This is a genomic window from Mycobacterium sp. SP-6446 (assembly GCF_001954045.1).
In the GTDB taxonomy this organism is placed as follows: domain Bacteria; phylum Actinomycetota; class Actinomycetes; order Mycobacteriales; family Mycobacteriaceae; genus Mycobacterium.
In genome coordinates, this window is the sequence record NZ_MBEM01000124.1 from 1 (window position 1) to 15,177 (window position 15,177).

Consider the following 15,177-nt stretch of genomic DNA (forward strand, 5'->3'; position numbering starts at 1 on the left):
CCCCGCCCACAGGGGCCCCCCCCCGCGAAAAAACCGGGGCCGCCCCCCCCCGCCGTTGGGTCCAGCTGGGCCTAACACCGCACCCTTAGACCGGGGCCCCCCCCCCGTTGGGGGGGGGGCCCCGTCGTTTGTGAATCAGCTTGGTGCGGAAGGTAATTCGTGGTGTGGCGCCCCTCAGGCCCGGCGCTTAGATTTGAGAATTCTATGAACTCCGTGACAATTGGATATGCGTATTGGGAGAATGTGGGGACATGACCACAACGTCGGGATACGCCGGCAGCCAGCGGCCGCGCCAGGCCATGCTCGGACAGCTGCCCAGGATTTATCGCGCCGACGGATCCCCCATCCGGGTTTTGCTGGTGGACGATGAGCCCGCGTTGACCAACCTGGTCAAGATGGCGCTGCACTACGAAGGCTGGGTCGTCGAAATCGCCCACAACGGGCGCGAAGCCATTGCGAAGTTCGAGCGAGTCAAACCCGACGTGCTAGTCCTCGACATCATGCTTCCGGACGTCGACGGGCTGCGAATTCTGCAGCGGATCCGTGAATCCGACGCCTACACGCCCACGCTGTTTCTCACCGCCCGCGATTCGGTTATGGATCGGGTCACCGGCCTCACCGCGGGCGCGGACGACTACATGACCAAACCGTTCAGCCTCGAGGAGCTCGTCGCGCGGCTCCGCGGCTTGCTGCGCCGCTCCGGCCAGCTGACCCCACCGACTCCCGAGGCGCTCAAAGTCGGCGATCTTCGAATCGACAGCGCTAGCCGCGAAGTCAGCCGCGACGGGACGGCGATCTCACTTTCGTCGACCGAGTTCGAATTGCTTCGCTTCCTCATGCGTAACCCACGTCGCGCGCTGAGCCGCACCGAGATCCTGGACCGAGTCTGGAACTACGATTTCGCCGGGCGCACCAGCATTGTCGATCTGTACATCTCTTACCTGAGAAAGAAGATCGACTCCGGCAGGGAGCCGATGATCCACACCGTCCGAGGTGTCGGATACATGCTGCGGCCACCGGAATGACGGCCGAGCGCGACACCCCGCGGTGGTTTCCCCGTTCCTTGCGACGCCAATTGCTGGTCGGCGTATTGGCAGTCGTCACAGTGGTTTTGGTGGCGGTCGGGGTGGTCTCGGTGCTGAGCCTGCGCGGCTACGTCACCACCATGAACGACGCCGAAGTCGCCAAATCGCTGCACGCGTTCAACCACTCCTACAGCAGATACCGCAGCGGCGACCATGCGTCGGGACACCGAGCCAACGCCCCGGTGTCGCAGGCCTTGCTGGAGTTCACCGGACAAACCCCGGGAAACCTCATCGCCGTGGTGCGCGACGGAGTGGTGATCGGCTCGGCGGTCTTCTCCGAAGACGAACCACGACCCGCGCCGGCCGACGTCGTCCGCGCCATCGAAGGACAACAGTGGCACGACGGTCCGCCCCATACCGAAAAGCTCGGCAGCCTTGGGTCCTACCGGGTCGACTGCCTCATCGATGGGTCCGACGTCCTGGTCGTCGGGGTGCCGCTGAACCTCGCCGACCGGATCATCGCACGCAAGAACATCACCACCACGGCGCTTGTCACGGCCGCCCTGATCATCACCGCGGGACTCACGGTCTGGGTGGTCGGCTACACCCTTCGCCCGCTGCGCCGGGTCGCGGCGACCGCCGCGGAAGTCGCCGCGATGCCGCTCACCGACGACGACCATCGGATCAGCGTCCGGGTTCGGCCGGAGGACACCGACCCGGACAATGAGGTCGGGATCGTCGGGCACACGCTGAATCGGTTGCTGGACAACGTGGATAGTGCGCTGGCGCATCGCGTCGACTCCGATCTGCGCACGCGACAATTCATCACCGATGCCAGCCACGAGCTACGGACCCCGCTCGCCGCCATTCAGGGTTATGCCGAACTGACCCGCCAGGACAGTTCGGCACTGCCACCGACTACCGAATACGCGCTGGCCCGCATCGAGTCGGAAGCTAGGCGCATGACGCTGCTTGTCGACGAGCTGCTGCTGCTCTCCCGCCTGGGCGAGGGTCAAGACCTGCAGAACGACGACGTCGACCTGGCCGACCTCGTCATCAACGCGGTGAACGACGCCGCGGTCGCGGCGCCTTCGCACGAGTGGGTCAAGGACCTGCCCGACGAGCCGGTATGGGTTCGGGGGGACCACGACCGCCTGCACCAGCTGGTCAGCAATCTGCTCAGCAACGCCCGGGTGCACACACCGCCGGGCGTCACGGTGACCACCGGGATCACCTGCCAGCGCGGTGCCGAGGGAGCCTATGCGGAGCTGACCGTCGCGGACGACGGGCCCGGCATCGACGCCCAGCTGCTGCCCCGGCTATTCGAGCGATTCGTCCGGGCCGACACGACGAGGTCCGACGGTTCGGGCATCGGGCTGGGGCTGGCGATCGTGAGTTCGATCGTCAAGGCGCACCGCGGCTCGGTCACCGCCGAATCCGCCAGCGGCCGAACGGTGTTTAGGGTGCGACTGCCGATGATCGAGGGCCCGCTCTCGGATAGCGCCTAACCTTCTGCGTCGGGCGTAAACAAACCGTAAAGGTGCACCGCGGCGCCGTTAGGAAAGCATCAACCAACGGCCCCACGCCATCCGGTCCGATTAATTTCAACCTGACCTTTGCCTCCGAGGACTACGCTGTCGCGGACTCGATGAGGTCGTTAAGTGTGCGCACGACCGGCGCAGAACGGAGACAAGATGGGCGTCTTGGTGTACCTCGCGCTGACCGTAGCGGTCTTCGCCGCGCTCGGCTGGACGCTGAAGTTGGGCTCGTGAGCAGCGCTAACGCCATAGGTCTGATACTGGCCGTGCTCATCGCCCTGCTGCTGGGCGCGGCCCTCGTCTTCCCGGAGCGGTTCTAGTGAGCGGGACCGCGGCGGGGCTGATCTTCCTCGGGTTACTCGTCGTCGCGCTGGCGGTGGTCCATATCCCGCTGGGCGACTACATGTACCGGGTCTACAGCTCCCGAAAGCATTCGCGCACAGAGAAATTCATCTATCGCCTGATCGGGGCCAATCCGGACGCCGAACAGGGCTGGGTCGCGTATGCCCGTAGCGTGCTTGCATTTTCGGCCGTGAGCGTCGTATTCCTGTTCGTCTTGCAACTCGTCCAGGGCAAGCTGCCGCTGCATCTACACGACCCCGGGACAAAGATGACACCGGCGCTGGCCTGGAACACCGCCGTCAGCTTCGTCACAAACACCAACTGGCAGGCCTACTCCGGCGAATCGACCATGGGGCACCTGGTGCAGATGGCCGGGCTGGCGGTGCAGAACTTTGTCTCCGCCGCCGTCGGCATGGCCGTCGCGGTCGCGTTGGTCCGTGGTTTCGCGCGCCACCGCACCCACGAACTCGGCAACTTCTGGGTGGACTTGACGCGCGGCACGCTCCGCATCCTGCTGCCGATCTCCATCCTCGGAGCCATCGTGCTGATCGCCGGGGGCGTCGTGCAGAACTTCCACCTCAACGACCAGGTCGTCACCACACTGGCCGGTGCCCGCCAGACCATCCCCGGTGGGCCGGTCGCCAGCCAGGAGGCGATCAAGCTGTTGGGCACCAACGGCGGCGGCTTCTACAACGCCAACTCCGCGCACCCGTTCGAAAACCCGACCGCCTGGACGAACTGGGTGGAGATCTTCCTGCTACTGGTGATCAGCTTCTCGCTGCCGCGAACCTTCGGCCGCATGGTGAACAGCAAGAAACAGGGCTACGCGATTGCGGCGATCGTCGGCGTCCTGGCCGTTCTCAGCGTCACGTTCATGATGCTGTTCCAATTGCAGCACCACGGCACGGTTCCCACCGCGGTCGGTGCTTCCACCGAAGGCGTCGAACAACGATTCGGGGTCGCCGATTCCGCGATCTTCGCCGACGCCACCACTCTGACGTCGACCGGTGCCGTCGATTCGGTGCACGACTCCTACAGTTCCCTGGGCGGCATGATGACGATGTTCAACATGCAGCTCGGCGAGGTCGCGCCGGGCGGCGTCGGCTCCGGCCTATACGGCATCCTGATCCTCGCCGTCATCACCGTGTTCGTCGCCGGCTTGATGGTCGGCCGCACACCGGAATACCTCGGCAAGAAGATCAACCCGCGCGAAATGAAGCTCGCCGCAGGCTATTTCCTGATCACCCCGCTGATCGTGCTGCTCGGCACCGCCATAGCGATGGCACTACCGGGTGAGCGCGCCGCCATGACAAACACCGGCCCGCACGGCCTCTCCGAGGTCCTTTACGCATTCACTTCCGCGGCCAACAACAACGGTTCGGCCTTCGCCGGGCTCTCGGCCAATACGGTCTGGTGGAATACCGCGCTGGGCCTTGCGATGGTCTTCGGCCGCTTCCTGCCGATGATGCTGGTTCTCGCGCTGGCCGGTTCGCTCGCCCGTCAGGGCGCGACCCCCGAATCGAGCGGCACGCTGCCCACCCACAAGCCCCAGTTCGTGAGCTTGGTGGTGGGTGTGACCGTCATCCTGGTTGGCCTCACCTTCCTGCCCGCACTGGCGCTCGGGCCGCTCGCCGAAGGGATTCACTGAAGTGACCGCCACGCTCCCGTCCCCAAGACTCCGGCGCAGCGCCAAGGCGCCCGGCGATAAGTTGCAGGGCGGGTTGCTCGACCCCGCATTGCTGGTGAAGTCGCTGCCGGACGCGTTCGCCAAGCTCGATCCGCGCACCCTGTGGCGCAACCCGGTGATGTTCATCGTGGAAATCGGCGCCGCATGGTCGACGGTGCTCGCAATCGGCGACAGCAGCTGGTTCAGCTGGCTCACGGTGTTCTGGCTATGGCTGACAGTGGTTTTCGCCAACCTAGCCGAAGCGGTGGCCGAAGGGCGTGGCAAGGCGCAGGCCGACACGCTACGCAAATCGAAAGCCGACACCATCGCGCACCGGCTCAACGACTGGAAGCCGGGCGGCACCGGCGGCACTCCCGAAGAAGTGGCGGCGCCCCTACTGCAGCAGGGCGACATCGTGGTGGTCACCGCGGGAGAGGTCATTCCCGGCGACGGCGATGTCGTGGAAGGCATTGCCTCGGTTGATGAATCGGCCATCACCGGCGAATCGGCACCCGTCATCCGGGAATCCGGCGGGGACCGCTCGGCGGTAACCGGCGGAACCACCGTGCTCTCCGACCGGATCGTCGTCAAGATCACCCAGAAGCCCGGAGAGAGCTTCGTGGACCGGATGATCGCACTCGTCGAGGGTGCGAATCGGCAGAAGACACCCAACGAGATCGCGCTCAACATTCTGCTGGCGGCACTGACCATCATCTTCGTGTTTGCGGTGGCCACGCTTCAGCCGCTCGCGATCTACTCCAAGGTCAACAATCCCGGTGTGCCGGCGACCTCGGCGCTGAGCGTGGACGGGATCAGCGGCATCGTCCTGGTCGCACTTCTGGTCTGCTTGATTCCCACCACAATCGGCGCGCTGTTGTCGGCGATCGGCATCGCGGGCATGGACCGGTTAGTGCAACGCAACGTGCTCGCCATGTCCGGTCGCGCGGTCGAGGCGGCCGGCGACGTCAACACCCTGCTCCTGGACAAGACCGGAACCATCACGCTCGGGAATCGTCAAGCGTCGGAATTCATTCCGGTGCCTGGGGTGACGAACCAGGATCTGGCCGACGCCGCGCAGTTGTCCAGCCTCGCCGACGAAACTCCCGAGGGTCGTTCCATCGTCGTCTATGCCAAGGAGGCCTACGGGCTGCGCGCGCGGACCCCAGGCGAGCTGTCCAACGCCTCCTGGGTGGAATTCAGTGCGACTACCCGGATGTCGGGCGTGGACCTCGACGGCCGCCAGCTACGCAAGGGCGCGGCCAGCTCGGTGGCCGAGTGGGTCCGCGGCCACGGGGGCACGGTTCCCGCCGAACTCGGCGAGATCGTGGACGGTATCTCCGCCGCTGGCGGAACCCCGCTCGTCGTCGGACGGCTGGCCGGCGGACAAGCCGAAGTGCTCGGCGTCATCCACCTCAAAGACGTGGTGAAGCAGGGCATGCGCGACCGGTTCGACGCGATGCGGCTGATGGGCATCCGCACCGTGATGATCACCGGCGATAACCCCTTGACCGCCAAGGCGATCGCCGACGAGGCCGGCGTCGACGACTTCCTCGCCGAGGCCACGCCGGAAGACAAGATGATGCTCATCAAGCGCGAGCAGCAGGGCGGCCGCCTGGTCGCGATGACCGGTGACGGCACCAACGACGCCCCCGCACTGGCCCAGGCCGACGTTGGGGTGGCGATGAACACCGGCACGTCGGCGGCCAAAGAGGCCGGCAACATGGTGGACCTGGACTCCGACCCGACCAAGCTCATCGAGATCGTGGAAATCGGTAAGCAGCTGTTGATCACCCGCGGGGCGTTGACCACGTTCTCCATCGCCAACGACATCGCCAAGTACTTTGCGATCATCCCGGCGCTGTTCGTGGCGATCTTCCCGGGCCTGGACCTGCTCAACGTCATGCGGTTACACAGTCCGCAATCGGCGATCCTGTCCGCGGTCATCTTCAACGCGATCGTCATCGTCGCCCTGATTCCGCTGGCGCTCCGCGGAGTTCGCTATACGCCGAGCCGTGCAGCCAAGCTGCTGAGCCGCAATCTCTACATCTACGGCCTCGGTGGCATTGTCGCCCCGTTCGTCGGAATCAAGCTCATCGACTTGCTGGTTCAACTGCTCCCCGGGATGGCCTGAGATGAAATTTGGGAACGTGATTCGCCAACATTGGGCCGCGCTGCGCGCGCTGCTCGTGTTCACCGTGCTGCTCGGTTTCGGCTATCCGCTGCTGATTTGGTTGGTGGCTTCGATTCCCGGGTTGCACGACAAGGCGCAGGGCTCGATCGTCACCGCGGGCGGCAAACCGGTCGGCAGCAAGCTGATTGGCCAGTCGTTCACCGACTCGTCCGGCAACCCGCTGCCGCAGTACTTTCAGAGTCGGCCATCGGCCGCGGGCAGCAACGGGTATGACCCCACGTCGAGCGGCGGCAGCAACCTGGGTCCCGAAAGCGTCGTCGACATGGATCCGGCCAAGCCCAGCCTGCTGACGCAGGTGTGTTCCCGCAGTGCATCGATCGGCCAACTCGAAGGCGTCGACGGATCGCGTCCGTTCTGCACCGGCGGCGGCGCCGGGGCCGTCCTGTCGGTGATCGGTCCCCGCGATTCGCGCGGCTATGTCACGCACCCCACCCGAGTCGTGAGCGTCAACGAGCCGTGCGGCACGACGCCCCACCCTTTCCTGGACTTCTACGAAGGCGTTCGGGTCGAGTGCGCGAAGTCCGGCGAGGACTACTCGATCGGCCAGATCGTGCCCATTCGCGGGGCCGCACCGGCGGATCCGCGGGTTCCGGCCGACGCCGTCACCGCTAGCGGCAGCGGCCTGGATCCGAACATCTCACCGGCATACGCCGACATCCAGGTCGCCCGCGTCGCCAAGGCCCGCCATGTGTCCTCGGACCAGATACGTGAGGTCCTCGCGCAGTACCGCGACGGCCGCACCCTTGGCTTCTTCGGCGAGCCGTGCGTGAACGTGCTGGAACTCAACCTGCAACTCGATCACAAGTATCCGGTCACCAGTTAGCGCCATGGGGGGATGATGGTTGACGTGAGCGACGTCGGCCTCCCGGGCCAACCTGCCAAGCGCGGGGAGCTACGCATCTACCTCGGTGCGGCCCCGGGTGTGGGCAAAACGTACGCGATGCTGGGAGAGGCGCACCGGCGGTTGGAGCGCGGCACCGACCTGGTGGCGGCCGTCGTGGAGACCCATGGACGGGCGAAAACCGCTGAGCTGATTGAGGGCATCGAGGTCATCCCGCCGCACTATGTCGAATACCGCGGCGGGAGCTTCCCCGAACTCGACGTGCCCGCCGTGCTGGCGCGACATCCGCAGGTAGTCCTCGTCGACGAACTCGCCCACACCAACACACCGGGCAGCAAGAATCACAAGCGCTGGCAGGACGTCGAGGAACTGCTCGACGCGGGTATCACCGTGATCTCCACGGTCAACATCCAGCACCTGGAAAGTCTCAACGACGTCGTCGCCCAGATCACGGGCATCCAACAGCAGGAAACGATACCGGACTCCATCGTGCGGGAGGCCTCGCAGGTCGAACTCATCGACATCACCCCGGAGGCGCTGCGGCGCAGGCTATCCCACGGCAACGTCTACGCCCCGGCACGGATCGACGCGGCCCTGTCCAACTACTTCCGGCGCGGAAACCTCACGGCCCTACGCGAATTGGCGCTACTGTGGCTGGCCGACCAGGTGGACACCGCGCTGGCAAAGTACCGCGCCGAGAACAAGATCACCGACCTGTGGGAAGCGCGCGAACGGGTGGTCGTGGCCGTAACCGGTGGTCCGGAATCCGAGACGTTGGTTCGGCGCGCATCGCGGATCGCTTCGAAATCCAGCGCCGAGCTGATGGTGGTGCACGTCATCCGTGGCGACGGGCTGGCTGGCGTGTCCGACCGCAAGATGGCCAAGATTCGCGAGCTGGCGAGCAGCTTGGACGCTTCCCTGCATACCGTGGTCGGTGACGACGTGCCCACGGCCCTACTGGATTTCGCCCGCGAGAACAACGCCACTCAGCTGGTGATCGGCACCTCCCGCCGCCCCCGGTGGGCGCGCATCTTCGAGGAGGGCATCGGCCAGACGATCGTCGAACGGTCCGGAAAGATCGACGTGCACATGGTCACGCACGAGGAATCCATGCGCGGCTTGCACATTGGGTCGCTCGCGCCACACGAGCGACAAGTCGCGTCCTGGCTCGCGGCGTTCATCATCCCGTCGGCCATCTGCGCGGTCACGGTGACCATGCTGGACCCCTATCTGGACACCGGCGGGGAGAGCGCGTTGTTCTTCGTCGGGGTGCTGTTGGTGGGCCTACTCGGAGGTGTTGCCCCGGCGGCACTTTCGGCGGTGCTCTCCGGGTTGCTGCTGAACTACTACCTGATAGCTCCGCGACACAGCTTCACCATCGCCGAACCCAACAGCGCGATCACCGAGTTGGTGCTGCTGCTGATCGCGGTCGCCGTCGCGGTCCTGGTGAACTTCGCGGCCAATCGTGCGCGAGAAGCGCGGCGCGCGTCCCAAGAGGCCGAGCTGCTGACGCTGTTCGCGGGATCGGTGCTGCGCGGCGCGGACCTCGAGACCCTGCTCGAACGGGTGCGCGAGACGTACTCACAGCGCGCGGTCAGCATGCTACGCGAGCCCGGAGAGGAGGAGCGCGCCAGCGGAAAGAAGAGCCACGTGGTCGCCTGCGTGGGCAAAGACCCTTGTGCGAGCGTGGATTCCGCTGACACCGCGATCGAGGTCGGCGACGACGAGTTTTGGATGCTGATGGCCGGCCGGAAGCTCTCGGCACGCGACCGCCGGGTGCTCACCGCGGTGGCCAAACAAGCCGCGGGTCTGATCCGGCAGCGCGAGCTCGCCGAAGAAGCCAGCCGGACCGAGGCGATCGTGCGGGCCGACGAGCTACGCCGCTCCCTGCTCTCGGCGGTCAGTCACGACCTGCGCACGCCGCTGGCAGCGGCCAAGGTCGCGGTATCCAGCTTGCGCGCCGAGGACGTCGCCTTCTCGGCGCAGGACACCGCCGAATTGCTGGCCACCATCGAGGAGTCCGTCGACCAGCTGACCGCGTTGGTCGGCAACCTGCTCGACTCCTCGCGCCTGGCCGCCGGCGTGGTTCGACCGGACCTGCACCGGGTGTATCTCGAGGAGACGGTGCAGCGCGCTTTGGTCAGCATCGGCAAGGGCGCCACCGGCTTTTACCGGCCCGCCATCGATCGCGTCAAGGTCGACGTCGGTGACGCCGTGCTGATGGCCGACGCCGGGCTGCTGGAACGGGTGCTTGCCAACCTGATCGACAACGCGCTGCGCTACGCGCCCAACAGCATCGTCAGGGTCAACGCCGGACAGGTGGGCGATCGCGTCCTGATCAACGTCATCGACGAGGGCCCCGGAATCCCGCACGGGGCCGAGGATCAGATCTTCGAAGCGTTCCAGCGCCTCGGCGACCACGACAACACCACCGGGGTGGGCCTGGGCATGTCGGTGGCACGCGGCTTCGTCGAGGCCATGGGTGGCACCATCGCGGCCGGCGATACCCCCGGCGGCGGCCTGACCGTCGTGGTGGACCTCGCCGCACCGCAGCAGATTGGCGCGCGATGACCCGGGTGTTGGTGATCGACGACGAGCCGCACATCCTGCGGGCGCTGCGAATCAACTTGTCCGTGCGAGGCTACGAGGTCGTCACAGCGGCGACCGGTGCGGGTGCGCTGCGCGCCGCCGCCGAGCACAAGCCCGACGTGGTGATCCTCGACCTGGGCCTGCCCGACATCTCCGGCATCGAGGTGCTGGGTGGCCTGCGCGGCTGGCTCACGGCGCCGGTGATCGTCCTATCCGCGCGCACGGATTCGTCGGACAAGGTCGAGGCGCTGGACGCCGGCGCCGACGACTACGTGACGAAACCGTTTGGGATGGACGAGTTCCTGGCCCGGCTGCGCGCCGCTGTCCGCCGAAACGCCGCGGCGTCGGAAATGGACGAGCCTGTCGTGGAAACCGACGCGTTCACCGTCGACCTGGCCGCCAAGAAGGTCACCAAAGACGGGGTCGAAGTGCATTTGACCCCGACCGAATGGGGCATGCTCGAGGTGCTGGTCCGCAACCGCGGCAAGTTGGTCGGGCGTGAGGAACTGCTGAAGGAGGTTTGGGGCCCGGCGTATGCCACCGAAACCCATTACCTGCGTGTGTATCTGGCGCAGCTGCGCCGCAAGCTCGAGGACGACCCGTCGCATCCCAAACATCTGTTGACCGAGTCGGGCATGGGCTATCGCTTCGAGTCCTGAGTCGCATCCGCAACATACGCCTCTCCGGAAGCTGGCTGGCTTTGTGCCCACCTCACAGCGACAATTTGGCTGCCCGCCCGCGACTAAGCCGGATACGACATCGACGGGGTTGTCGCTATGAGGCGGGCAGAACGTGTGTCGCCTCCGCGAGGTTAGCGGTGTGGCGGATGTGACTCAGCCGGCGATCGACAGCACGATGCCGTCCAGGATGTCGTGCTCGCTGACGGTCAGCTCATCGATACCCGCCCGGGCGCGCAGCTCGCGCGCCAGTTCCTCGACCACGATCGCGCCACCCCCGATCACGTCGGCGCGGCCCGCGTGCATCGGCGGCAGTGCCGCGCGCTGCGCTCGCGTCATGCCGATCAGCCGATCGCAGACCCGTTGCAGATCGTGGCCGGCGACACGCGAAAGGTGAATGGCCGCAGAGTCATGCGTCGTCATGTTGTGGGCCAGCGCGGACAGCGTGGTCATCGTGCCGGCCAACCCAACCCACGTCCGGGCGCCATCGACGGGCACCGTGCGCAGTGCGACGTCGAGCCGCTCACGCACCACCTGGCGGGCCGCCGTCACTTCCTCCGGTGTGGGCGGGTCGGAGTGCAGGCAGCGTTCCGTCAGCCGGACACAACCGATGTCGGCCGAATAGCTGGCGATCACTTCCTCCCCGCCGACCACGATTTCGGTGGAACCCCCACCCAGGTCGACCACGACGAAAGGCCCTCGCGCGCTGTCCAATTCGCCGACCGCACCGCGGAATGACAGCTCCGCCTCGTCGGCTCCGGTGATGACCTGCGCGACGGCGCCAGGGAGCACCGGGCCCAGCACGTCGGCCGTCATCGCGAAAAACACATCGCGATTGGCCACATCGCGCGCGGCTGACGTCGCCACCATCCGCACCCGCTCGACACCGTGCTCTTTGAGCAACGCAGCGTAATCGGTTAACGCGGACCGGGTCCGGGCAATAGCTTCCGGTGCGAACTCGCCCGTCGCGTCCACGCCCTGACCTAACCGCACGATCCGCGTCTCGCGATGCACATCGCGCAGGCGGCCGCCGCCGGCATCGGCGATCAGCAACCGAATTGAGTTGGTACCGCAGTCGATAGCGGCGAGCCGGCTCACCACTGACCCGCCACCAACACGGGTGCCATCGCCGGCTCGCCGGCCAGCATCGCCAGCGCCTCATCGCCGAGCGGATTCACCCCCGGCCCCTTGGCCAGCGAATGCGCGATCAGCACGTGCAGGCACTTGACCCGGTCCGGCATGCCTCCGGCGGAGACGTCCGTCCCCAGCGGCTCGATCGCGTCACGCTCGGCCAGATACGACTCGTGCGCGCGCCGATAAGCCGCCGCCAACTCGGGTTCGAGCTTCAATCGCTCGGTCATCTCGTGCATCAACCCCGTCGTCTCCAGCCTGCTCGCTGCGGCGGTGAGCACCGGATGTGTCAGGTAGTACAACGTCGGAAACGGTGTGCCGTCAGGAAGTTTCGGCGCCGTCTTCACCACGCCGGGTTCGCCGTTGGGGCAGCGATAAGCGATCTCCAGGACCCCGCGTGGCTCGCGGCCGAGCTGGCGCGCCACCGCTTCCAGGTCCGCACGATCAACCACCGGGCGCCGTTGGGGTGGGCGGGGTGTTGGACGGTGGCAGGTGCGGGGCGTCGGCGATGGTGTGCCACAGCGCCGTGTACCACGGGTCGCCGCTGGCGGGTTTGGCCGTATCGGATCCCGGCTGCGGCGTCGCCGCCGACGGCGGGAGCTGCACCTGGAATGGGATGTCGCCCGGCTTCACGAAGCCCAGGCGCTCGCGGGCCTGCGCCGCGATGTAGGCCGGGTCACCGAGCTTGACCTTCTTCTGCTCGAGGTCGGCGATCTGGCGCCGCAGCGCGGCTTCGCTCGCGGACAACTGATTCATCTCGGTGCGTTGCGCGAAGTAGGTGCGTACCGGGCCCGCGATGGTCAGGGTCAACACGCAGATCACCGCGGCGAGCACCGCCGCCCGTCGCGCGGTGAATCCCAGCCGCTGGTCCGACCTCTGCTCGACCGATTCGGCGAGCTGCCGCTTGATGGGTTCGACGACGTGCTCACGCACGGTCTTGGTGGAGCGACGGCGCCGAGCCGGATCGCCGGCTTTGCCCGGGCGTGATGCCGGGGAGCGGCGCTTCGGATCGGGCTTGGGCGTCAAGCTATTTCGACCTGTTTCGAATCCAGCGCGAATCGTGGGAAAGCCAGATCGCCGGCGTAGCGGGCGGCGTCGCCGAGCGCTTCCTCGATGCGCAGCAGCTGATTGTATTTGGCGACGCGCTCGCTGCGGGCGGGTGCGCCCGTCTTGATCTGACCGCTGCCGACCGCCACCGCCAGATCGGCGATGGTGGTGTCTTCGGTCTCGCCACTGCGGTGGCTCATCATCGTGCGGTAGCCGCTGTGGTGGGCCAGCACGACGGCGTCCAGCGTCTCGGTCAGCGTCCCGATTTGGTTCACCTTGACCAGCAACGCATTTGCCACTCCCTTGTCGATGCCCTCCTCGAGGCGCTCGGGATTGGTGACGAAGATGTCGTCGCCGACGATTTGCACCCGGTCGCCGATCGACGCAGTCAGGGCGGCCCAGCCGTCCCAATCATCTTCGGAGAGCGGGTCTTCGATGGATACCAGCGGATAGGAGCCGAGCAGGCCGGCGTAGAACTCCGTCATCTGCTCGGCGCTGCGGGTGCTGCCCTCGAAGGCGTAGCCGGTCCCGTCGGTGTAGAACTCGGTGTCGCCGGCGTCGAGGGCCAAGGCCACGTCGACGCCGGGTTTCAAGCCCGCCGCTTCGATGGCCGTGCTGATCAGGTCGAGTGCCGCGGTGGTTCCGGCCACGTCGGGAGCGAAACCGCCTTCGTCGCCCAGCCCGGTAGAAAGGCCCTGTTTCTTCAGCACGGATTTGAGCGCGTGGTACACCTCGGCGCCCCAGCGCAGCGCCTCACCGAAATGCGACGCGCCGATCGGCGCCACCATGAATTCCTGAATGTCGACGGCGGTGTCGGCGTGCGCGCCGCCGTTGAGGATGTTCATCATCGGCACCGGCAGGATGTGCGCGTTGGGGCCGCCGAGATAGCGGAACAGCGGCAGCTCGGCGGAATCGGCGGCCGCCTTGGCGACGGCTAGCGAGACGCCCAGGATCGCGTTGCCGCCGAGCCGGGACTTGTCCGGGGTGCCGTCGAGGTCCACCAATGCCTGGTCGACCAACCGCTGATCGTCGGCGTTGAGTCCGATGACGGCCGGGGCGATCTCGTCCAGCACGGCCTGCACCGCCTTCTGCACGCCCTTGCCGCCGTAGCGCTCGCCGCCGTCGCGCAGCTCCACGGCCTCGTGCTCGCCGGTCGACGCGCCGGACGGCACCGCCGCGCGGGCAAACGTCCCGTCGATCAGAGCTATCTCGACCTCGACCGTCGGGTTACCGCGAGAATCGAGGATCTCGCGGGCCCCGACCTGCTCGATAATCGGCACTGGGTTCTCCTTGCGTGTTAGCTGATGACGGCCGCCTTTAGCGTAAAGCCTGGGTCAGCGATACATCCTGCTACAGCGGGTGTCCCGATGCGTAGGCGGTCGCCCAGTCCCGAACGGCCCGCGCGTAGATGCCGGAGTTGTTGTACGCGCGCAGCGCGGTTATCCACCCGCGGGGTGTGGCGAGATCCTTTCCGCGCCAACACAAATAGCCCGCCGCCGCGAGAGCTGCGTCATCGATGTTGTCCGGGCTGACGCGACCGTCGTTGTGGGCGTCGACCCCGTACAACCGCCACGTCTCCGGAATGAACTGCATCGGCCCCATCGCGCGCACCACCCCGACCCCATCATCCGAGCCACGCGTATCTTCCTCGCTGTCGACGATGCGCAGGGTGCCGCCGCTGCCGTCCAGTCGAACACCCCGAATGGGGGGGCTCACATCGCCGTTGGGCGCCAGCGTCGCACCCCGGTACGTGCCGTGATGGCTCTCCACCTGCCCGATGCCAGCCAGCGTGGTCCACGCGATATGGCACTTGGGGTTCTCGACCTCGGCGACCCGGGCGGCATAGGCGTAGGCCTCCAGCGCGATGACCGGAATCTCCATCGCGGCCGACCGTTGCTGCGCCCATTCCCGCAACTGGTCGGCGGGCCGGCCGCTGGCGTGGGTGTTCACCGGTGGCACCGCATCGCCGGCCGGCGGCGGCACGCCGTCGGGAATGAAGAGGCTGAGCTGCCAGGTGCAGCTGGAGGCCATGAGCATCGCGGTCGCGCCGATCACAGCGGCCGCGCGCAACCAACGCCTCGGCGACACCACGCTCCCCTTAAGCTCGCCTGCACCAACTTCGCCCATAAC

General features: G+C 66.6%; 13 protein-coding genes. 8 read left to right on the forward strand and 5 right to left on the reverse strand.

Annotation, left to right across the window (positions count from 1 at the left end; genetic code table 11):
- Positions 1-251: 251 nt before the first annotated feature.
- The 8 genes from A5736_RS10320 to A5736_RS10355 all read left to right on the forward strand — a co-directional run bounded on the left by A5736_RS10320 (position 252) and on the right by A5736_RS10355 (position 10,851).
- Entirely contained in the window at positions 252-1,025 is a 774-nt protein-coding gene (locus A5736_RS10320) for a response regulator transcription factor (RefSeq protein WP_076122886.1), read from the forward strand.
- Entirely contained in the window at positions 1,022-2,533 is a 1,512-nt protein-coding gene (locus A5736_RS10325; RefSeq protein WP_076122885.1) for a cell wall metabolism sensor histidine kinase WalK, read from the forward strand. Before A5736_RS10320 ends, A5736_RS10325 begins: the two co-directional genes overlap by 4 nt.
- Before the next feature lie 260 nt (positions 2,534-2,793).
- Positions 2,794-2,883 carry a potassium-transporting ATPase subunit F gene (locus tag A5736_RS26770; protein ID WP_139329779.1) on the forward strand — a complete coding sequence of 30 codons (90 nt, stop codon included), beginning with the start codon at positions 2,794-2,796 and terminating at the stop codon, positions 2,881-2,883.
- Positions 2,883-4,553: a potassium-transporting ATPase subunit KdpA gene (gene kdpA / locus A5736_RS10335; protein ID WP_076246010.1), complete on the forward strand. Its 1,671-nt coding sequence runs from the start codon at positions 2,883-2,885 to the stop codon at positions 4,551-4,553. The genes A5736_RS26770 and kdpA overlap by 1 nt, the downstream gene beginning before the upstream one ends.
- A gap of 1 nt (position 4,554) precedes the next feature.
- Positions 4,555-6,702, forward strand: a complete 2,148-nt coding sequence (gene kdpB, locus A5736_RS10340) for a potassium-transporting ATPase subunit KdpB (protein WP_076246012.1) — start codon at positions 4,555-4,557, stop codon at positions 6,700-6,702.
- Between the two features lies 1 nt (position 6,703).
- Entirely contained in the window at positions 6,704-7,585 is an 882-nt protein-coding gene (locus tag A5736_RS10345) for a potassium-transporting ATPase subunit C (RefSeq protein WP_076246014.1), read from the forward strand.
- Positions 7,586-7,597: 12 nt separating this feature from the next.
- A complete protein-coding gene (locus A5736_RS10350; RefSeq protein WP_076246015.1) occupies positions 7,598-10,174 on the forward strand; it encodes a sensor histidine kinase KdpD in 2,577 nt (858 codons plus the stop codon).
- Entirely contained in the window at positions 10,171-10,851 is a 681-nt protein-coding gene (locus A5736_RS10355; protein WP_076246017.1) for a response regulator, read from the forward strand. Before A5736_RS10350 ends, A5736_RS10355 begins: the two co-directional genes overlap by 4 nt.
- 174 nt (positions 10,852-11,025) lie before the next feature.
- Here A5736_RS10355 and A5736_RS10360 read toward each other — a convergent pair whose 3' ends face one another.
- The 5 genes from A5736_RS10360 to A5736_RS10380 form a co-directional block, all read right to left on the reverse strand.
- Positions 11,026-11,970 carry a Ppx/GppA phosphatase family protein gene (locus A5736_RS10360; RefSeq protein ID WP_139333242.1) on the reverse strand — a complete coding sequence of 315 codons (945 nt, stop codon included), beginning with the start codon at positions 11,968-11,970 and terminating at the stop codon, positions 11,026-11,028.
- Positions 11,964-12,452, reverse strand: coding sequence for a DUF501 domain-containing protein (locus tag A5736_RS10365; RefSeq protein WP_076246020.1), 489 nt, complete (start codon positions 12,450-12,452; stop codon positions 11,964-11,966). Before A5736_RS10365 ends, A5736_RS10360 begins: the two co-directional genes overlap by 7 nt.
- Positions 12,445-13,026: a septum formation initiator family protein gene (locus tag A5736_RS10370; RefSeq protein WP_076246022.1), complete on the reverse strand. Its 582-nt coding sequence runs from the start codon at positions 13,024-13,026 to the stop codon at positions 12,445-12,447. The genes A5736_RS10365 and A5736_RS10370 overlap by 8 nt, the downstream gene beginning before the upstream one ends.
- Positions 13,023-14,327 carry a phosphopyruvate hydratase gene (eno, locus tag A5736_RS10375; protein WP_076246024.1) on the reverse strand — a complete coding sequence of 435 codons (1,305 nt, stop codon included), beginning with the start codon at positions 14,325-14,327 and terminating at the stop codon, positions 13,023-13,025. The genes A5736_RS10370 and eno overlap by 4 nt, the downstream gene beginning before the upstream one ends.
- A gap of 70 nt (positions 14,328-14,397) precedes the next feature.
- Positions 14,398-15,135, reverse strand: coding sequence for a lytic transglycosylase domain-containing protein (locus A5736_RS10380; protein WP_076122897.1), 738 nt, complete (start codon positions 15,133-15,135; stop codon positions 14,398-14,400).
- Positions 15,136-15,177 lie beyond the last annotated feature (42 nt).

What these genes read in the sequence shown, in the direction of transcription:
- A5736_RS10320 (WP_076122886.1), top strand. Translation starts at nt 252, where the DNA reads ATGACCACAACGTCGGGATACGCCGGCAGCCAGCGGCCGCGCCAGGCC.
- A5736_RS10325 (WP_076122885.1), top strand. Translation starts at nt 1,022, where the DNA reads ATGACGGCCGAGCGCGACACCCCGCGGTGGTTTCCCCGTTCCTTGCGA.
- A5736_RS10345 (WP_076246014.1), top strand. Translation starts at nt 6,704, where the DNA reads ATGAAATTTGGGAACGTGATTCGCCAACATTGGGCCGCGCTGCGCGCG.
- A5736_RS10350 (WP_076246015.1), top strand. Translation starts at nt 7,598, where the DNA reads ATGATGGTTGACGTGAGCGACGTCGGCCTCCCGGGCCAACCTGCCAAG.
- A5736_RS10355 (WP_076246017.1), top strand. Translation starts at nt 10,171, where the DNA reads ATGACCCGGGTGTTGGTGATCGACGACGAGCCGCACATCCTGCGGGCG.